Origin of the sequence: Actinoallomurus bryophytorum (genome assembly GCF_006716425.1) — a bacterium.
Taxonomy (GTDB): Bacteria; Actinomycetota; Actinomycetes; order Streptosporangiales; family Streptosporangiaceae; genus Actinoallomurus; species Actinoallomurus bryophytorum.
The window spans coordinates 1,229,369-1,248,332 of record NZ_VFOZ01000001.1; the positions used below are offsets into that span (position 1 = coordinate 1,229,369).

Sequence of the window (18,964 nt, forward strand, 5' to 3'; positions counted from 1 at the left end):
ATAACCGTAACCAGCCACGCAAGCCGTTTACCTCCCACCTCACGCGCGCAACGGGTACGCCACCTGCCGTACCCCGTCCCGACCACTCCGGCCGACCCGCCACGAACCCGCGAAACCCCGGACACCCAGAGCCCGGCAGGTCACGCCGACTTCGACGGACAAAGCCCACACCACCCTGCTCCGTCGCACCCCTGACACCACGCACCCTGGACACTGCGCACCAACCCCCGGCACCACCCGCACCCCTGGCGTCACCCACACCACCCGGGCTCCCAGCACCACCCGCATCACCCGCACCGCGCGGACCACCCGCACCGCGTGGACCGCGTGCACCACCCTCACCGCGTGCACCACCCTCACCGCGTGGACCACCCTCACCACGTGCGCCACGTGCGCCACGTGCACCGCGTGCGCCACTCTCACCACGTGCACCACCCTCACCACGTGCACCACCCTCACCACGTGCACCACCCTCACCACGTGCACCACGTGCACCACGTGCACCACGTGCACCACGTGTGCCACGTGACCACGTGCACCACGTGTGCCACGTGCACCACGTGCACCACGTGCACCACGTGCACCACGTGCACCACGTGCACCACGTGCACCACGTGCACCACGTGCACCACGTGCACCACGTGCACCACGTGCACCACGTGCACCACGTGCACCACGTGCACCACGTGCACCACGTGCACCACGTGTGCCACGTGTGCCACGTGTGCCACGTGTGCCGCGACATGTATGCCGCGTATGCCACGTGCACCACGTGCACCACGTGCACCACGTGCACCATCGCAACACACCCGCACCACCGGCACTCCCGGCAACACCGGCACCACCACACACCCGTAACACACCGGCACCACTCGCATCACCGGCATCACCGGCATCACCGGCATCACCGGCATCACCGGCCGGAACGTCCTAACGAAGGTCGGGGCAGCCGATGCGTTCGCGTTCGATCTTGTCGTAGGCGTTGATCTTGTAGTCGATCATTTCGAGGTCGTGGCGGAGCTGGTCAACGCGGGCCGCAACCTCGGCACGGTGGGCCAGCAGGAGCGCCTTGCGCTCGGCGGCGGTGGAGGTGCCCTCTCGCGCGAGTTCGGTGTAGCGGAGCATCGTCGCGATCGGCATGCCGGTGGCGCGCAGGCGGGTCAGGAGCTCGATCCAGCTCAGGTCGCGCTCGGTGTAGCGGCGGTGGCCGCTGGGGGCGCGCTCGGGAGGCTCACGCAGTGCGCCGATGCGCTCGTAGTAGCGGAGGGTGTGCGTGGAGACGCCGGAGCGTTCGGCCGCCTCCGCGATCGTGAGTGCCTCGTTCACTGCCTGCGTCATGGAATCACTCTCGCTCTTGGAGTGCGCTCGAAGTCAAGTCAGGCCGTGAGCCAGGCCCGCATCCGCTCCTCACCGGCGAAGATCCGCGGGATCTCGACGTACTCCTCACGCGTGTGCGACAGGCTGGGCTCGCCCGGCCCGAAGTTGACCGCAGGGATGCCGAGCGCGGAGAACCGCGCGACGTCCGTCCAGCCCAGCTTCGCCCGCGCGGGCGTCTCGCCCCCGATGGCCTCGACGAACGCCGCCGCGGCCGGATGCGTCAGGCCGGGACGCGCCCCGGGAGCGCCGTCGACCACGGTCACCTCGTAGCCGTCGAAGACCTCCCGCAGATACTTCTCCGCGTCGGCGAGCGACTTGTCCGGCGCGAACCGGTAATTGATGGTGACGACGCATTCATCGGGAATGACGTTCCCGGCCACACCACCGTCGATGAAGACCGCGTTGAGCCCCTCACGGAACTCCAGGCCGTCGACGACCGGCTGGCTCGGCTCGTACGACCGCAGGATGTCCAGCACCACGCCGGCGTTGTGGATGGCGTTCGACCCCATCCAGGACCGGGCACTGTGCGCACGCTCACCGGGCACCCTCACGTCGATCCGGATGGTGCCCTGGCAGCCGCCCTCGATGATCCCGCCCGACGGCTCCATCAGCACCGCGAAGTCGGCCTCCAGCAGCTCGGGCCGGGTGTCGCCGATGCGCTTGAGCCCGTTGCGTGCCTCCTCGACCTCTTCACACTCGTAGAAGAAGTACGTCACGTCGCGGTTGGTCTCGGGCAGTGTGGCGAGCTTGAGCTGGACGGCGACGCCGGCCTTCATGTCGCCGGTGCCGCAGCCGTACAGGCGGTCGCCCTCGACCCGTGACGGGAGGTTCCGGTTGACCGGAACCGTGTCGAGGTGGCCGGCGATCACGACGCGCTCGCCGCGTCCCTGCGTGGTCCGCGCGATCACCGTGTCGCCGTCGCGCGAGACGGTCAGGTGAGGCAGTGCGCGCAGCGCCTCCTCGACCGCGTCGGCCAGTGCCTTCTCGTTGCCGCTGACAGATTCGATGTCCACGATGGCCGCCGTCAGGGCCGCCACGTCCTGGGTCAGATCAAGCCGCATGGGCCCAGAGCCTACGCCGACCGTGCCCGGATCCGGCCAACCACCCACCAGCGGTGCCGCCCTTGACGACAGTTCTGACCTGCGCCGACTTACCGATGTGCCAACGGAGACCCCGAACGTTAGGAGAATTTTCCACCTTTATCTAAGTTACTACGTAGGATATTTACCAGTCGGGAGCGGAAACCACCTTCGACCGCAGGGAGTCCTCCGCAATGCCCGACACATCGGCCTTCGGCCGGCGCGATTTCATCTCGCGCGCGGCCGCAATCGCGGGCGGAGCCGCGCTCATCGGCGCGGCCGATCTCACCCGCTCGCGGTCGGCACACGCCGCCGCCGCACCCCACGTCTACACCCGGGCGGAATGGGGCGCCCGGCCCCCCACGTCGCCGGCGCAGATCATCGCCGCGCCCGACCACCTCGTCGTCCACCACATGGCCTTTCCCAACTCCACGGACTACTCGCTGACGCACGCCTTCCAGCTGTCCCGTGACTGCCAGGACCTCCACATGGACACGAACGGCTGGAGCGACACCGGCCAGCAGCTGACCATCAGCCGCGGCGGTTACGTCATGGAGGGCCGCAACCGCTCGATCGAGGCCATCGGCAAGGGCGCCAACGTCATGGGCGCCCAGACGGCCAACAACAACGGCCACACCCTCGGTATCGAGAACGAGGGCACCTACATCTCCGTGCTCCCTCCGACCGCGCTGTGGAACGCCCTGGTCAAGACCCTCGCCTGGCTCTGCGACGACTACGGCCTCGACCCGCACGCCTCGATCGTCGGCCACCGTGACTACGTCGACACCCAGTGCCCCGGCGACGCGCTGTACGCCCAGCTCCCCAAGCTGCGCAACGATGTCGCGAACGCTCTCGGGGCCTCGCTCACCGCCGAGCGCACCACCCCGTACGTACGGACCGATCTGCCGGCCCCCGTCCGTTCCGGCGACCACGGCCCCGCCGTCGGCCCGCGCGAACACTCCTGAGACACGCCCCCGCGATCCCGATTCCAGGAGGAACCGTGGCCCCCGCCCACCACATCATCCGCCGCCTGAGCACCGCCGCCACGGTGCTCGCACTGGCCGGCGCCGCCTTCGCCCCCGCCGCCGGCGCGGCGCCCGACCCGATCACCCATCCCGACCAGGACCACATGGGCTCAGGCCTGGCCGGCCGCGCGAGCTCGAACCTCGTCGCACCGGCCGTCGCCGGCCTCCCGGGCCTCGACGTCGCCAGCTACCAGGGCAACGTCGACTGGACCACGGTCAAGAACAACGGCGCGAAGTTCGCCTACGTCAAGGCCACCGAGGGCACGTCGTACACGAACCCGTACTTCAGCCAGCAGTACGTCGGCTCGTACAACGCCGGTCTCATCCGCGGGGCCTACCACTTCGCGACGCCGAACACCTCGGGCGGCGCCGCACAGGCGGACTACTTCGCCGCCCACGGCGGCGGCTGGTCGGCCGACCACCACACGCTGCCCGGCGCGCTCGACATCGAGTACAACCCGTACGGCGCGACCTGCTACGGCCTCAGCCAGGCGTCGATGCGCAGCTGGATCCACGCCTTCGTGAACGAGTACCACGCCAAGACGGGCCGCTGGGCGGTGATCTACTCCACGCTCGACTGGTGGACGAGCTGCACCGGCGACTCGGACGCGACCTTCGCCGCGAACGATCCGTTCTGGATCGCGAGGTACTCCAGCTCGGCCGGCGCGGTGCCGGCGGGCTATGGCACCTACACCATCTGGCAGTACGCCGACAGCGGCACCTTCCCGGGTGACCAGGACACCTTCAACGGCACCGCCGCACGACTGCTCGCTCTGGCCGACAACACTCCCTGATCCCCACACTGTGTGAGGGGTCCCCCACCCCGCTCCCGGGGACCCCTCACACGTCAGGCGCTGATGCCGTGGTCGCGCAGGATGTCGTTGAGCTTGGACTTGTCGTGACGGGCGCCGGGCTCCAGGCGCCGGATGATCAGGACCGCGGGCATGCCGAACGTGCCGCCGGGGAACTCCTTGAGCCGGGTGCCACCAACCGCGACGCACCAGTCCGGGATGCGGCCACGGCCGAGCTCCTCCCCCGTCTCCACGTCGATGACCGGCATCGACGCGGACAGGTTCGTACCCGACCCGACGACCGCGCCCTTGCCGACGCGCGCGCCCTCGACGATCATCGAGCGGCTGCCGATCATGGCCTCGTCCTCGATCACCACCGGCCGGGCGTTGGGCGGCTCCAGGACACCGCCGATGCCGACGCCGCCGGAGAGGTGGACGTTCTTGCCGACCTGCGCGCACGAACCGACCGTCGCCCACGTGTCGACCATCGTGCCCGAGTCGACGTAGGCGCCGATGTTGGTGAAGGACGGCATCAGCACGACGCCGGGCGCCAGGTAGGAGCCCCAGCGGGCGATCGCGCCGGGCACGACGCGTACGCCGTCGAGGCGGGTCTTCAGCGGGATGCGGTCGTGGTAGCGGAAGTCGCCGACCTCCGAGGGGACCATCTCGAGCACTTTGAAGCCGAGCAGGATCGCCCGCTTGGCGCGCTCGTCGACGACGACCTCATCGGTGCCCTCGTCGACGTGGGCGACGCGAGCCGTACCCGCGTCGATCAGGTCGACCGCGGCAAGGATGGCCGACCGCGCGTCGGTGTCCTTGGGGGTCAGGTCGGTACGGCGCTCCCACAGCTCGTCGATGGCGCTGGAGATCGGGCTGGTGAACGTGTCGGTCATGGCGGCGAGGATAGCGGCGCGAGCCGTTGGGGATGCGCATCAGGGGCCTTGAGCCGATACGGTCTTCGCGTGAGTCGGACGGATGGAGGGCGGCTGCGGCTCGTGGTCGTCGCACTGGTCACGACGCTGCTCATCGCGGGTGGCGGCGTCGCGCTCTACCTTCATTTCCGCCCTTACCTCCACGGCACCAGCTGCGAGGCCCGCGCCGGCACCGAAGTGATGCCGCTCGACCTCGACCAGGCCGCGAACGCCTCCACGATCGCCACGGTGGCGCTGCGCCGGAAACTGCCCGAGCGCGCCACGATCATCGCGTACGCGACGGCGCTCCAGGAGTCCCACCTGCGCAACCTCGAGAGCGGCGACCGTGACTCGGTCGGTCTCTTCCAGCAGCGCCCGTCGCAGGGCTGGGGCTCGGCCGAGCAGCTCAAGGACCCGGTGTACGCCACCAGCAGGTTCTTCGGCGCGCTGGTCAAGGTCAGGGACTACACGGGCCTGCCGGTCCACCAGGCCGCGCAGAAGGTGCAGCGCAGCGCGGACGGCAGTGCGTACGCCCAGCACGAAGAGGACGCCAAGACGCTCGCGGAGGCGTTCACCGGCCACACGCCCGCGTCCGTACGCTGCTGGTACCCGCCGAACAAGCGCAAGAAGCGCCCGGACACGCGTGCCGCGCTCGCCGAGCTCCGCGCGACGCTCAAGCGCGACGGCGACGGTGACCTGACCGTGCCCAGCAGCCGCGCCGGCTGGACCATGGCCGTGTGGTTCGTCGCGCACGCACAGCCGTACGGTCTGCGTGAGGTGCGCTACGCCGGACGGCACTGGCAGGTCAGCGACGGGCACAGCGGCTGGACCAAGGACAAGAAGGCACCCGGAGACCACATCTCGATCCGTTGACGCTACGGAGGTCGTGTTGACCGACACCATCAAGGCGGAGTTCGAGGTCCTGGACGAACGCTTCCGCTCGTGCGGCGGCGACCAGTGGCTCGTACGGCTGCACACCGGCGACCGCTGGACGGAGGGGCCGGCGTACTTTCCGGCCGGCCGTTATCTGGTGTGGAGCGACATCCCGAACGACCGGATGCTGCGCTGGGACGAGACCACCGGTGCGGTCGGCGTCTTCCGTTCCCCGGCCTCGTACACCAACGGCAACACCGTGGACCGGCTCGGACGGCTGGTGAGCTGCGAGCAGGGCCCGCGGCGGATCACCCGTACCGAGCACGACGGGTCGGTCACCGTGATCGCCGACCGGTACGACGGCAAGCGGTTCAACAGCCCCAATGACGTGGTCGAACGCTCCGACGGCTCGATCTGGTTCACCGACCCGAGCTATGGCATCGACAGCGACTACGAAGGCCACTGGGCCGAGAGCGAGATCGGGGCGTGCCACGTGTACCGCGCCGACCCGGTCACCGGGCGCGTGGAGATCGTCGCCGACGACTTCGTCCGCCCCAACGGCCTGGCGTTCTCGGCGGACGAGCGGCTCCTGTACATCGTGGACACCCGGCAGAGCCCTAGCCACATCCGCGTGTTCGGCACCGGGGAGGGCGGGAGCCTGACCGGCGGGGAGATCTTCGGCACCTGCGACCAGGGGGTGTTCGACGGGATCCGGCTGGACGACGCCGGGCGGGTGTGGGCCGCGGCCGGCGACGGCCTGCACTGCTTCGCCCCGGACGGCACGCTGATCGGCAAGCTGCGGCTGCCCGAGGTCGTCTCGAACCTCACGTTCGGCGGCCCGAAGCGCAACGACCTGTTCATCACGGCGTCGACCTCGGTGTACGCGCTCCGCGTCAACTTCAACGGTGCGCGTCCTCGTCCCTGACGCCCGGCTACTACGCCGTGGGCCGAACACGCTGGTGGCGACGTGCGCTGCGGCGCTCACCCGTCCGACGGACGAACGCCGCCGCACGGCGATCGTCTAGCGTTCCGTCAATGACGAACCGTGGGCATCGCGAGTACGAAGCACTGATCGGCTCTTCGCCCGAGGAGTCCCTGCGCGAGGTACGGCTGCGGTCACCGCGGATGTACGACGTGCTGATCGAGCTGGGGTTCGGCGGGATCCTCGCGTACGGCGGTCTGAGCCGTGCCGCGCGTGAGATCGCCACGGTGGCGATACTGGCCGCCATCGGCGGGGCCGAACCCCAGCTCACCTTGCACGCCAAGGCCGCGCTACGCGCCGGAGTCTCGCCGTCGGAGCTCCTCGCCCTGTGCGAGCACGTGGCCGGGTACGCCGGCTTCCCGCGTGCCCTGAACGCCCTGTCCGTGGTCGATGAGGTCCTGGGGGACGCCGGCGTACCCAGGCCGGCCGCGCTGAGCCGGATCGGCCTCACCGACCACGAGACGCTGGTGGCCCGCCGCGGCGAAGACGGCCCGCCCGTGCTCCTCGTACACGCGCTGGGCCTCGACTGGCGCATGTGGGAGCCGATCATGCCGCGGCTGTCGGCCGGCCGCCGCGTCTACGCGTACGACGTGCGGGGCCATGGCCACGCCGCCGGTGCGCCGGCGCCGCGGACGATGGCGGACACGGGCGCGGACCTGGTGAACGTGCTCGACGCCCTGGGGCTCGACCGCGCCCACGTCGTCGGCCTCTCGTACGGCGGAGCCATCGCCCAGGCCGCGGCCGTCGCCGCGCCGCAACGGTTCGCCTCACTGTCGCTGCTGGCAACGACCGACCAGCCGTTCGACGCCTTCGAGGGCCGGGCGCGGTCCGCCGAGGCCGACGGCATGCCGGCCCAGGTGATCCCCTCCCTGACCCGCTGGTTCACTCCCGCCGCCCTGGCGGCCAACGCCTGGGGCGTCCGCTACGCACGCGAATGCGTGCTCAGGGGCGAAGCGGCGGACTGGGCCGGGGCCTGGCGCGCCTTCCAGCACTTCGAGGTACGCGAGCGGCTGGGCGGCCTCGACCTGCCGGCACTCGTGCTCGACGGTGAGCTGGACACGGCCGCGCCGCCCGGCCTCATGGCCGCGATCGCCGAACGCATTCCCGGCGCCGTCTACCGCCGGCTTCCCGGCGCGCCTCACATGCAGACCCTGGAGACACCCGATCTCGTCGCCGGCGCGCTGGAGGAGTTCCTGCCCGTCCAGGCCTAGGTGTCGTCCTTGAAGGCCTAGGTGTCGTCCTTGATGGCCCTGGTGTCGCGCAGCTCGACGTACGGCTCCTCGGTACGGGGCAGGCCGGCGGCGATGGCGCGGCCGCGTTCGAGCTCGGCGTTGAGTTCGGCGCCGAGGAGGAGGGCGAGGTTCGTCACCCACAGCCAGACGAGAAAGATGATGACCGTGGCGATGCTGCCGTAGGTCTTGTTGTACGAGCCGAACTCGGCGATGTACAGGGCGAAGCCGCTGGAGGCCACGATCCAGATGACCAGTGCGAGGACGACGCCGGGGACCACCCAGCGGAGACCACGGCTGGCGTTGGGCGAGGCCCAGTACAGCAGGGCGAACAGCAGCCCGACGACGACCAGCAGCACCGGCCACTTGGCGATGTCCCAGGCGGTGACCGCGGCCGAGCCGAGCCCGATCAGGTCGCCGACGTGGTGTGCCAGCCCGCCGGACAGGACGACGCCGACGGCGGTCACGGCCGACAGTGTCAGGCTGATGAGGGTGACGCCGACCCGTACCGGAAGGGTCTTCCAGATCGGCCGCCCCTCGGGAATGTCGTACACGGCGTTACAGGCCCGCATGAACGCCGCCACGTACTTCGAGGACGACCACAGCGCGACGACGATCCCCGCGAGCGCGACCAGCCCCGCTCCCCCGCGCCCGCGCTGAAGCTCGGCGATGGCCTCGGCGAGGATCTGCTTGACCGCGCCGGGCGCCAGGGTGCCGATGTTGGTGACCAGCGACTGCGTCATCGACCGGCCGGCCAGGCCGACGAGGGAGACCACGAAGAGCAGCCCGGGGAAGATCGACAGCACGGCGTAGTAGGTGAGCGCGGCGGCCCAGTCGGTCAGGTTGTCCTCGGCGAACTCCGCCGGTATCCGCCGCAGCGCACGCCACCAGCCGCGCGGCCTGAGGGCGGCGGGGCCGTCGGCGCCGTGCTCGTTGAGGTCATGGACGAGCTGCCGCTGCTCGGTCCGCAGCGCGTCGTCCCCTTCATCACCGGACATGCTTCTCCCCGTAGCGCCATGCGCCGTACTCAATGGCTCCGGCGCCCGTCATGGCCCGCCGTGCCTGGTAGTGCCTCCCACGGACGCGTCAGGCCAGGACCGAGATCTCGTCCTGGCCTGACGCGGGTACGGCTCGTCGTCTTCCGGCCCTGCCGGGTACGCCGCGACCGGTCCCTGTCCTGTCGAGCGGTACCGCGTTGCCGTCGGCCGGCCGACTTCCGTCTTGCGACGCGCCGTTCGGTCGCTGCGAACCGGATTTGTCCGGACACGCCCTGGATCCGGCGCTCCGCGTCGTACCGCGGGTCATCAACCCCAGCTCTTCGCCTTGGCCTTGGCCTTGTGCGCCCTGGCCTTGGCCGCGGCCACCTGAGCGCCGGCCTGGGCGCGTGAGCGCTTGCGGGCCGTCTTCAGACCCGACTTCGCCTGACGGCGCGCGGTCTTGATCTGCGACTTGGCGCTTCGCGCGGCCGTGTGCCAGGGGTTGGCGTTGCGCCGTGCCCGGCGCCGGAGGACCCATACCGTCACGGCGGCGGCGAGCCCGGTGGCGGCCGCCCCGGCTCCGGCGCGGCGCGTGGCCGGGCTGATCTCGGTGGGAACCGCGTCGCTCTCCCGCGCTCGGGAGACCAGCACGGACGCCTTGTCCTTGGCCTGCGTGACCTTGTCCTGCGCGATCCGCTTGGCCTGGTCGGTCTGACCGGCGACGGCCTCCTTCGTCTGGACGGCCTTGGCCTTCGCCCGGTCCTTGAGCTCGTCGGCCTTGGCGGCCACACCCTCCGCGCTCTTCCCCAGCTCCTCACTCGCCCGCGCAGCGTGTTCGGCCGGATCCTGCGGCGTGCTGTTTCCGTTGACGGTCATTGCTGGCTCCTTCACAGAGGGTTTCAGCGCCGGGTCCCACTAGTGCGACCGAAAACCCCTTCGGGGTGTTCCCCGAGCCGGGTTTCGGCGCCTTGTGTGACGCTTTTCCCTGGTCATTCATTTGTCTTCCATGTAGAAGCCCCCGATGCCCCAAGAATCCACGCCTAAACGCGGCCATCGAGAAGACGGCACACGCCACCGGCGCCGGGGTCGCCGGTACGCGGCCGTGCGGGCAGGCCGTACCGCTCTTTCCATGATCGCCACTGCGCCGCCGAACGGACGCGGACGGAAAAGGCCGAGTAAGTCGTTCTGTGATTTTTAGAGGGTCGCCTACGCGTTCGTCCCGGGAGGCGCGCCAGGGCCTTCTTCCACGTGCCGCAGAGCGTCGAGGACGATGCGGGCAATGTGATCATCGGCGAGGGCGTACTCGACCGATCGCGCGTGGCGATGGGCGATCACCAGTCGTGAATTCCGCAGCACGCGGAGATGCTGGGAGACCAGGGGCTGGGAGACTCCCAGGCTGGTGACGAGCTCATGGACCTCACGACTGCCGTCGGCGAGTTCGCGGACGATGCCGAGCCGGACGGGTGAGGCAAGCGCACGCAGCAACTCTGATGCCGCGTTCAGCGCGTTCACGGACGCGCTACCCGGCGATGTCGCATTCGTGCCCATATATGCTGACGTTAACATATAGCAATGAACGTCATTGTGTAGCTGAGCCGCTGACGGCCGGACGGGCTGCGCGCCGCCGATGCCCCCAGCGGCATCGGCGGATCACCGCGGCGGGCCGTACCGCCTCGAAAAGCCTGGTCAGTGGTCGTCCCAGTGGTCGCCGTGCTGGACATGACGGTGGCCGTCGTGCACGTAGTCGACGTGGTCCTCGTGCGGGACCGCGACATGCCCGCAGTCGACCTGATGCTGGTGTTGATGCCCGTCATGCGGCACGTGCTCGCCGGTCTCGCACTCATCGATGTGTCCCTCATGGGCGCGATGGAGATGACCATCGTGTGCGTAGTCGACATGGTCCTCGTGGCGGAAGGCCACATGACCGCAGCCCGGCCCATGCTCGTGTGCGTGATCGGTATGCGTGCGGTGCTCGGTCGAACTCGACATGTACGCCCCCTTGTCCGTCCCTGGCACACGCCCCAGCGGACAGAACGCGACCCGGGATCGTCCTCGCGGTCAAAATTGACCGCGAGGAGCAATATTAGCATATTGCGATGTATGCATAGATAGAGCCGTCGTCGAGGCACGCAGTCGATGTCGATCGGTGTTCGGTGTAGGCCTGTTCGATGTAGGCCATGCCTCCGAGTGGGTCGTGCCTGGGTTCCGCGGTCGGATGCCGACCCTCTTCGGCCATGCATGGCTCCGGCTTCACGGCGTCGAGGTACCTGTTAGTGACGACCTGTACGTGCCGCCGTTGTCGCGGTAGCAGCACGGCTAACGCGAGCCGCAAGGCGCCCGGACCGTGGGGAGCAGCCTGGAGTTCCTCGGCGCTGAGCAGGGACGAATCCAGCATCACCCAGATACGAGCGCGTCCGTGCCGGGCGGGCGGATCCGGTCTCCTGCCAGCGGATCCCATCTCAAGGCCACGCCTCTCCGCCACTGAGCTGCGACACCTCCGTTGGTGAGGTGCGGCACCGCGCCGGTGTGTTGCGGGCACCGCCATTGATGAGGTGCGGGCACCGTGGCCGGTGAGGTACGGGCACCGCCGCCGGTGAGGTACGGGCACCGCCACTGATGAGGTGCGGCATCTCCGCTGCTGAGGTGCGACCTCTCCCCACGCCGACGCAGACAGGGCGCGCGAGCCAGTGCTGTCCTCTCGGCGGCGATGCTTCCGCTGGCGGCATCCCAGGTCAGTACCATCCCGGACGCCGCCCCTGAGAATGCCGGGATCAGCCGTACGCGGCTCTCCCACCAATCACCGTGCGTGCGGTTCTTCGGCTTCTACGCGGCGGCCGAACATCATCACGCTCGTGGCCGGCCCGCCCTCGACCTCTTCATCCCGATCATCATCTTCTGGATCGGCATCAGCAACACGCCCGCGTACGGATCATCGTCTGGGCCAGGCTCCTGCCACCGGAACGCGGTCCGCGACCGCATGCCACCGGGCGGCACGCTCTTTGGAGGCCGAACCACCGGACGCGACCAGCACTCCTCATCTGACGCGGCCGCCTGCCCGTTTACTCCGAACGGCCACACCCCGGCTTGGAGACGATCCTGAACGTCGGCATTCGCCGCGCGCGACGGCACACCTGGCGAACCGGCCGTTGCTGTCCGCCGTCAAGAAACCGTGCTCGGCCCTCGACAAGGCGGCCTGGGATGGCGCACGGCGAGCGCATGCGCGCCCTGTTGCCGGATCCACCTGCTGCCCGATCCCTGCCCGATGGTTCGGGGCATCCGCTGCCGAGCCGGACGCCCGCCAAGCTTCCTGAACGACGAACACGAAGCCCCGCAACCCAGCGAACACCGCCCGTACCCGCGTCACGACCACGGCGGCAGAGTCGAGCGATTTCCGCCGCTATGGAGGAACGGACAGCGACCTAGTGAAACTTCACCGAGCATTCGCCGACCCGACCCGATCCGGGCCGCAGGGCCGCAGGGCCGCAGGGCCGCAGGGCCGCAGGGCCGCAGGGCCGCAGGGCCGCAGGGCCGCAGGGCCGGCCTACAGGTCGAGGCCCCGGCCGATGATCTCCTTCATGATCTCGGTCGTGCCGCCGAAAATGGTCTGGATGCGCGCGTCGAGGTAGGCCTTGGCGATCGGGTACTCCGTCATGTAGCCGTAACCGCCGTGCAGTTGCAGGCAGCGGTCCACGACCCGGTTGCAGAGTTCGGTGTTCCACCACTTCAGCATCGACGCCTCTTCGGTGCCGAGCCGCTCCTCGACGTGCTCCATCACGCAGCGGTCGGTGAACGTCCGTGCGACCGTGAGCTCGGTCTTCATCTCCGCGAGCGTGAACCGGTTGTGCTGGAACCGCCCGATCGGCCGGCCGAACGCCTCGCGCGTACGGGCGTACTCCACCGTCTGTTCGAACGCCTTCTCGGCTCCCGCCAGGGAGGTCACGCCGATGGTCACGCGTTCGCGCGGGAGGTTCTGCATCAGGTAGACGAAGCCCTTGCCCTCCTCGCCGAGGAGGTTCTCCTTGGGGACCCGTACGTTGTCGAAGTACAGCTCGGCGGTGTCCTGCGCGTGCAGGCCGATCTTGTCCAGGTTGCGGCCGCGCTCGAAGCCGATCATCCCGCGCTCGACGACCAGCAGGCTGATGCCCTTGTGGCCCGCCTCGGGGTCGGTCTTGGCGACGACGATGACGAGGTCGGACAGGATGCCGTTGGTGATGAACGTCTTCTGCCCGTTGAGGACGTAGTCGTCGCCGTCCTTGACCGCGCTCGTCTTGATGCCCTGCAGGTCCGAGCCCGCCGCCGGCTCGCTCATCGCGATGGCGGTGATGATCTCGCCGGAGCAGTAGCCGGGCAGCCAGCGGGCCTTCTGCTCGTCGGTGGCCAGGCGACTCAGGTAGCCGCCGTTGATGTCGTTGTGCACCGCGAAGCCGGGGCCGTGCACGCCGGCGCGGGCCAGTTCCTCGCCCATGACGACGTAGTAGCGGTAGTCGGTCTCGCCACCGCCGCCGTACTGCTCGTCGATGTCGATGCCGAGCAGACCCTGCCGGCCGGCGGCGAGCCACACGTCGCGGGAGACGACGCCGTCCTTCTCCCACTGCTCGTGGAACGGGGCGATCTCCTTCGTGATGAAGGACCGCACAGTGTCGCGGAAGGCCTCGTGTTCCTCGGTGAAGATCTCGCGCTGCATGCCCTGGCGCTCCTCGGACGACGTAAGTAGAACCTTATTCGGTTCTATGAAACACCATGTGCCCGGTGCCCGCACAGTTCGGACGTCCGGCGTGGCCTCAGCCTCTCAGGCGTACCGTGGCCGCGGTGACACGCTCGTCGGTCGCGGTGAACGCCACGCGTACGTGCTGCGCGCCCCGTTCGCCATAGAACTCGCCCGGCGCTACCAGGATGCCCAGCTCGGCGAGGGTCTTCACGGTGTCCCAGCAGGGCTCGTCGCGGGTCACCCAGAGGTACAGGCCGCCTTGGGAGTGGTCGACGCGGAAGCCGTACGCCTCGAAGGCCGTCCGCAGGGCGTCGCGGCGCCGCGCGTACCGCGCCCGTTGCTCCTCGACGTGCTCGTCGTCGCCGAACGCGGCGGTCATGGCCGCCTGGACCGGCGCGGGCACGATCATCCCGGCGTGCTTGCGGACCTCGAGGAGCTGCTTGACCAGCGCGGGGTCCCCGGTGACGAAGCCGGCTCGGTAGCCGGCGAGGTTCGACCGCTTGGACAGCGAGTGCACGGCGAGCAGGCCGGTGTGATCATCCCCACATACGTCCGGGCGGAGTACGGAGACCGGCTCGGCGTCCCAGCCGAGTTCGGCGTAGCACTCGTCGCTGATCAGGATGACTCCGCGTTCGCGCGCCCACGTGACGACCTTGCGGAGGTGTTCGGCGGGGAGCACCTGGCCGGTCGGGTTGGACGGCGAGTTGATCCAGACGATCTTCGGCGTCTGCGGGCCCAGGGTCAGCAGCCCGTCCACGGCGAAAGAGTCCGCCCCGGCGAGACGCGCGCCGACGTCGTACGTGGGGTACGCGAGTGAGGGGATGGCGACAGTGTCGCCGGGACCGGCGCCGAGCAGGGTCGGCAGCCAGGCGACGAGCTCCTTGGTGCCGATGACCGGGAGGATCGCGCCCGGGTCGGCGGCGACACCGAGCCGGCGGTTGAGCCAGCCGGCCGCGGCCTCACGCAGGGCGGGAGTGCCGTACGTCGCGGGGTACCCCGGCGCGTCGGCCGCTTCGGCCAGCGCTCGCCGTACGACCTGAGGCGTGGGGTCGACCGGCGTACCGATCGACAGATCGACGATGCCGTCGGGGTGCTGCTGCGCCTGGTGCTTGTACGGGGCCAGCAGGTCCCAGGGGAAATCCGGCAGCGTCTTGAACATGCGTCTCCCAGCTGTGCGCGCCGCCCGCCCGTCGTGAGGCGGACGGCGCACGTGGTTCGTCCGGACTCAGGCTTCCTGGGCCTGCGGCGGCAAAGCCGAGACGATCGGGTGGTCCTTGTCGATCTTGCCGACCTTGGACGCACCGCCCGGCGAGCCCAGATCGTCGAAGAACTCCACGTTGGCCTTGTAGAAGTCCTTCCACTGATCCGGCGTGTCGTCTTCATAGAAGATCGCCTCGACCGGGCAGACCGGTTCGCATGCGCCACAGTCAACGCACTCGTCCGGGTGAATGTAGAGCATGCGCTTGCCCTCGTAGATGCAGTCGACAGGGCATTCTTCGATGCATGCCTTGTCGAGCAGGTCCACGCAAGGCTGCGCGATGACGTAGGTCACGTCGTACTCCTCAACGTCTGTGGCCGTCGCCACGGCTCGCAGCGGTTCCTTGCCTAGTATTGCCGTTATCAGTCAACCGTTTCGACATGGGGGGCGTCACATCGGACCGCGATTTTCTGCCCGGTACGTCGTTTCCGTGTCCCCATCCGACGTCGGGCGACGCGTGTCGCTCCGCCGACGGCTGCCTAACGGACTGTACAGCGATGTCGTGGGATACCTGCAGGCGTGGGTGGCGGGAGAGCTGACAGTGCGCCGGAGGGACGGAACACTGGCGACGATCGCCGAGGCCGACCTGGTGGCGGGTAAGGTCGTCCCTCCCCCGCCCGAACGCCGCCGCCCCTCGCGTCCACCGGAGTAGCCGAGCGCGTCCGGTGGGTTCGGGTTGGCTGCTTCCGTCCCCCGAACGTCGACCCGATCCCGCCGTAGGTCCTGTGGGGAGTTGCTCTCGGGGCTGCGCTTCCAAAGATCGTTTGATCAGCGGTTCCGGTTCGCCTCGCGGCTCGTCCAGGAAGATCAGCGCCGGCGTGTGGACGCGTACAGCCAGCTCTTCCCGTGCAGGCCCACGGCTCAGGCCCAGCACTCTTGGCCCACCGAACCGATCGGACCTCACGCGCCGGTCCGTCCAGATGGGTCGTCGTGCCGCACCCCTTGCTGGACGAGGCCGGTCGACCGCCTGACCACGAACCGGGTGACCGCCGCTGGACGGGTGACCGCGAGCGGAACCGCCCGGTGGGCTGCCTCCGCCCGACTCGTCTCCGCCCGGCTTATCTCCCCTGGCTTATCTCCGCCGACTCGTCTCAGGCCGACTCATCTCGGGCCGACTCATCTCGGGCCGACTCATCTCAGCCCGACTCGCCTCAGGCCGACTCGTCCGACTCCCCTCATGCCGACTCCCCTCATACCGGGCCGCCTCAGGCCAGGGCCGCCTCAGGCCAGGGCCGCCTCAGGCCCGGCCGCCTCAGGCCCGGCCGCCTCAGGCCCGGCCGCCTCAGGCCCGGCCGCCTCAGGCCTGGGGGCCCAGCCAGGGGCCCGGCCAGGGGCCCGGCCAGACGGGAACTTCAGGAGGCAGATCCCCGCTGACGCTCATCGGAAAGTCGGCCGGACGCTTTTCCAGGAAGGCCGTGACCCCTTCGGCCGCGTCAGGGGCGGCGCCGAGCGTCCTCATCAGTAGTGAGTCCGTCCGGTGGGCGTCCCACGGTGAGGGCGCGCCGAGACCTGACCACATCAGGCGCCGTATGGCCGCGACCGCCACGGACGAGGTGTTGGCCGCGATCTCTCCTGCCAGCTCGTACGCCGCGTCGAGTAGTTGCTCCGCCGGATACAGCCTGGACACCAGGCGGCCTTGGAGTGCCTCCTGGGCGTCGAAGACCCGCCCTGTCGCGGCCCACTCCATGGCCTGGGAGATGCCGACGAGGCGGGGCAGGAACCAGCTTGAGGCGGCTTCGGTGACGATCCCACGACGAGCGAACACAAACCCGAACCGCGCGTTGTCCGCGGCGAGTCTGATGTCCATCGGCAGCGTCATCGTGACCCCGACACCGACCGCGGGGCCGTTGATCGCCGCGATGACCGGCTTGAGCGACTGAGCGACGCGGAGGGCGACGGTCCCACCCCCGTCCCGCGGCATGCCGTCCTCGAAGACCTCACGCTCGCCGGGCACGTCCTTGGCCGCCTCGTGATCGAACGTGCCGGCCCCTCGCTCCAGGTCGGCCCCGGCGCAGAAGCCTCGCCCCCGCCCGGTGACGACCACCACCCGCACATCGTCGTCCGCGTCCGCACGGTCGAACGCGTCGATCAGTTCTCCACGCATGACGAGCGTGAAGGCGTTGAGCCGCTCCGGTCGATCCAGCGTGATGGTGGCGATCCGATCGGAGACGGAGTACTCGATCTCGCTATACGACACTGCTGCTCCCTGCGGCCGGAGACGATTGTGAACCGGATTCTAGAACCTGACCGGAAACCTCCTCGTTGTGCGTAACCGCCGCGGAGAACCCCAAATCCATCGCGACACGTGGGTCCAGACAGGTAGTGGCGGGCGTCGGCACGCTGCCCGACGTGGTTCCTCCTCGGGTCGTGGCACGGCATCGGCACGCCGTCCGACGTGGTTCCTCCACGAGTCATGACACGGCATCGGCACGCCGTCCGACGTGGTTCCTCCACGAGTCATGACACGGCATCGGCACGCCGTCCGACGTGGTTCCTCCACGAGTCATGACACGGCATCGGTACGCCGTCCGACGTGGTTCCTCCACAGGTCATGGCACCCGCGCCCCACCAAGGAGGTCATGCCTCGCTTTCAGCGGGGCGGGGCCATGGAGAGTCCTCGTCGGCTGGGCAGCCCACGAGCGGCGGCATGGATGGCACCAGCACCTCACGGCCCCACGCCGTTCGGGTGCCTGGATAGTCCTTTGGAGGCATCACCTTCAGGGTCGTACGGGAGATGGGGACCAGCCGCGCCGTCAGCGGACGTCCGTCGACGAACGGTGTGGCGCCCCAGAAGGTCCAGAAGTCATCTGGATCGATCTTCGGATGATCATCGAGGGGGCGCGTGGGCTGGTTGGGGTGGAGCCGTGCCCAGCGCCACTGGTCTGTGAGCAGGCGGCACGCGAGGGAACGCAGCAGGCTCAGCGCGGCCAGATCGTGGGCGCAGGCGACGTTGTCGATCAGGAGATCGGGCAGGCCGAACCGGCGGAGGCCCAGCAGCGTGATGCGCAGGCAGGAGCAGGACTCCGTACCGCGGAGGTCACCCTCGTGTGGTGGACGGGCGGCCGCCTCGTCGAGGTCGTAGCGGGTTCCGAACCACTGGTCGCCCATACGGAACCAGCCACGTTCAACACGGGCGAGGCCGTCCCGCAACACGACCTGGCGCGCCTGCGGGTCGATGAGGATCCCGCCCGTGGCGTCGGCGATCGCCCGAGCCACGGCACGCGCGATCTGTTCGCCGTGCGGTTGGTCGACGGTGGCGGTCCGGTGTACGACCAAGATTTGGTGTGACGACTCACGTACACGCCTACGGTCGTCCTCGGAAGCCAAGAGGTCGTCGGTACGCCAGGTCGCCTCATCGGCGGCGATCGTGAAGATCCCGAGCCGAGGCGTTTTCAACGCCTCGACGGCCGCAGCCCGGAACGGTTCGGACACCCTCCAGGGCACGGCCGTCCGTGGATCGTCGGGGGGTTCACTTGTCGCGATCACGTAGTGCGACGTAACCGTCTCCGGGACGGACAGCACGAGACGGGACATGGTCATCTCCTCGGTGTTCCAGGTCGGTGTTCCAGGTCGATGAGGTGGGCAGGGCGCGAGCGATGTTCAACGTCAGCGATTTCCAATCCGTGACCGGCAATGTTGCGGACAGCGGATCTGGGTCGTCTCGGCACATGCGCGGTGCCGACGTCCGCGCGCCCACGGCTACGGCTACGGCTACGGCTACGGCTACGGCTACGAAGGCCTATCTCGAGAGGTA

The 18,964-nt window shown here is 69.1% G+C and carries 20 protein-coding genes; 6 read left to right on the forward strand and 14 right to left on the reverse strand.

The features are described 5' to 3' along the window. Positions 1-39: 39 nt before the first annotated feature. From FB559_RS43655 to dapE, 4 genes are all read right to left on the reverse strand, one after another. Positions 40-516 carry a hypothetical protein gene (locus FB559_RS43655; protein ID WP_221639898.1) on the reverse strand — a complete coding sequence of 159 codons (477 nt, stop codon included), beginning with the start codon at positions 514-516 and terminating at the stop codon, positions 40-42. After that, positions 474-722 (reverse strand): hypothetical protein, encoded by a 249-nt coding sequence (locus tag FB559_RS44505; RefSeq protein WP_221639899.1) that lies wholly within the window; start codon positions 720-722, stop codon positions 474-476. Before FB559_RS44505 ends, FB559_RS43655 begins: the two co-directional genes overlap by 43 nt. Before the next feature lie 208 nt (positions 723-930). Continuing rightward, positions 931-1,338, reverse strand: coding sequence for a MerR family transcriptional regulator (locus tag FB559_RS05850; RefSeq protein ID WP_141954080.1), 408 nt, complete (start codon positions 1,336-1,338; stop codon positions 931-933). A 38-nt stretch (positions 1,339-1,376) separates the two neighbouring features. Next, positions 1,377-2,438, reverse strand: a complete 1,062-nt coding sequence (gene dapE / locus FB559_RS05855) for a succinyl-diaminopimelate desuccinylase (protein WP_141954082.1) — start codon at positions 2,436-2,438, stop codon at positions 1,377-1,379. A gap of 212 nt (positions 2,439-2,650) precedes the next feature. Between dapE and FB559_RS05860 the strand changes: the two genes are divergently transcribed. Continuing rightward, on the forward strand, positions 2,651-3,421 hold the full coding sequence (locus tag FB559_RS05860) for a peptidoglycan recognition protein family protein (RefSeq protein ID WP_141954084.1): 771 nt from the start codon (positions 2,651-2,653) through the stop codon (positions 3,419-3,421). Between the two features lie 35 nt (positions 3,422-3,456). After that, positions 3,457-4,275, forward strand: a complete 819-nt coding sequence (locus tag FB559_RS05865) for a lysozyme (protein ID WP_246121376.1) — start codon at positions 3,457-3,459, stop codon at positions 4,273-4,275. A 53-nt stretch (positions 4,276-4,328) separates the two neighbouring features. On the opposite strand, the gene FB559_RS05870 is transcribed toward FB559_RS05865, so the two are convergent. Next, complete coding sequence (locus FB559_RS05870) at positions 4,329-5,165, reverse strand: 2,3,4,5-tetrahydropyridine-2,6-dicarboxylate N-succinyltransferase (RefSeq protein ID WP_141954086.1); 837 nt, start codon at positions 5,163-5,165, stop codon at positions 4,329-4,331. Positions 5,166-5,234: 69 nt separating this feature from the next. On the opposite strand from FB559_RS05870, the gene FB559_RS05875 reads away from it, so the two are divergent. The 3 genes from FB559_RS05875 to FB559_RS05885 all read left to right on the forward strand — a co-directional run bounded on the left by FB559_RS05875 (position 5,235) and on the right by FB559_RS05885 (position 8,249). Then, complete coding sequence (locus tag FB559_RS05875) at positions 5,235-6,056, forward strand: hypothetical protein (protein WP_246121377.1); 822 nt, start codon at positions 5,235-5,237, stop codon at positions 6,054-6,056. Positions 6,057-6,069: 13 nt separating this feature from the next. Further along, positions 6,070-6,981: an SMP-30/gluconolactonase/LRE family protein gene (locus FB559_RS05880; RefSeq protein ID WP_246121378.1), complete on the forward strand. Its 912-nt coding sequence runs from the start codon at positions 6,070-6,072 to the stop codon at positions 6,979-6,981. 110 nt (positions 6,982-7,091) lie between these two features. Beyond that, positions 7,092-8,249 carry an alpha/beta hydrolase gene (locus FB559_RS05885; RefSeq protein WP_141954091.1) on the forward strand — a complete coding sequence of 386 codons (1,158 nt, stop codon included), beginning with the start codon at positions 7,092-7,094 and terminating at the stop codon, positions 8,247-8,249. Positions 8,250-8,266: 17 nt separating this feature from the next. Here the strand turns inward: FB559_RS05885 and FB559_RS05890 are convergent, their stop codons facing one another. The 7 genes from FB559_RS05890 to fdxA all read right to left on the reverse strand — a co-directional run bounded on the left by FB559_RS05890 (position 8,267) and on the right by fdxA (position 15,504). Then, positions 8,267-9,265, reverse strand: coding sequence for a YihY/virulence factor BrkB family protein (locus FB559_RS05890; protein ID WP_141954093.1), 999 nt, complete (start codon positions 9,263-9,265; stop codon positions 8,267-8,269). A 306-nt stretch (positions 9,266-9,571) separates the two neighbouring features. Beyond that, complete coding sequence (locus tag FB559_RS05895) at positions 9,572-10,120, reverse strand: hypothetical protein (protein WP_141954095.1); 549 nt, start codon at positions 10,118-10,120, stop codon at positions 9,572-9,574. Positions 10,121-10,450: 330 nt separating this feature from the next. Next, entirely contained in the window at positions 10,451-10,792 is a 342-nt protein-coding gene (locus tag FB559_RS05900) for an ArsR/SmtB family transcription factor (protein ID WP_141954097.1), read from the reverse strand. A gap of 138 nt (positions 10,793-10,930) precedes the next feature. After that, positions 10,931-11,233, reverse strand: coding sequence for a hypothetical protein (locus FB559_RS05905; protein WP_141954099.1), 303 nt, complete (start codon positions 11,231-11,233; stop codon positions 10,931-10,933). Positions 11,234-12,785: 1,552 nt separating this feature from the next. Then, positions 12,786-13,928 (reverse strand): acyl-CoA dehydrogenase family protein, encoded by a 1,143-nt coding sequence (locus FB559_RS05910; protein ID WP_141954101.1) that lies wholly within the window; start codon positions 13,926-13,928, stop codon positions 12,786-12,788. Between the two features lie 97 nt (positions 13,929-14,025). Beyond that, the gene (gene dapC, locus FB559_RS05915; protein WP_141954103.1) at positions 14,026-15,111 is read right to left on the reverse strand and encodes a succinyldiaminopimelate transaminase; all 1,086 of its coding nucleotides are present in this window, start codon (positions 15,109-15,111) and stop codon (positions 14,026-14,028) included. 66 nt (positions 15,112-15,177) lie between these two features. Continuing rightward, positions 15,178-15,504: a ferredoxin gene (gene fdxA / locus FB559_RS05920; RefSeq protein ID WP_141954105.1), complete on the reverse strand. Its 327-nt coding sequence runs from the start codon at positions 15,502-15,504 to the stop codon at positions 15,178-15,180. A 136-nt stretch (positions 15,505-15,640) separates the two neighbouring features. Between fdxA and FB559_RS46420 the strand changes: the two genes are divergently transcribed. Then, entirely contained in the window at positions 15,641-15,862 is a 222-nt protein-coding gene (locus FB559_RS46420) for a putative acetyltransferase (protein WP_425455050.1), read from the forward strand. A gap of 645 nt (positions 15,863-16,507) precedes the next feature. Here the strand turns inward: FB559_RS46420 and FB559_RS05935 are convergent. Both FB559_RS05935 and FB559_RS05940 read right to left on the reverse strand, forming a co-directional pair. Continuing rightward, a complete protein-coding gene (locus FB559_RS05935) occupies positions 16,508-17,407 on the reverse strand; it encodes an enoyl-CoA hydratase-related protein (protein WP_141954107.1) in 900 nt (299 codons plus the stop codon). Between the two features lie 380 nt (positions 17,408-17,787). Then, complete coding sequence (locus tag FB559_RS05940; protein WP_141954109.1) at positions 17,788-18,744, reverse strand: hypothetical protein; 957 nt, start codon at positions 18,742-18,744, stop codon at positions 17,788-17,790. Positions 18,745-18,964 lie beyond the last annotated feature (220 nt).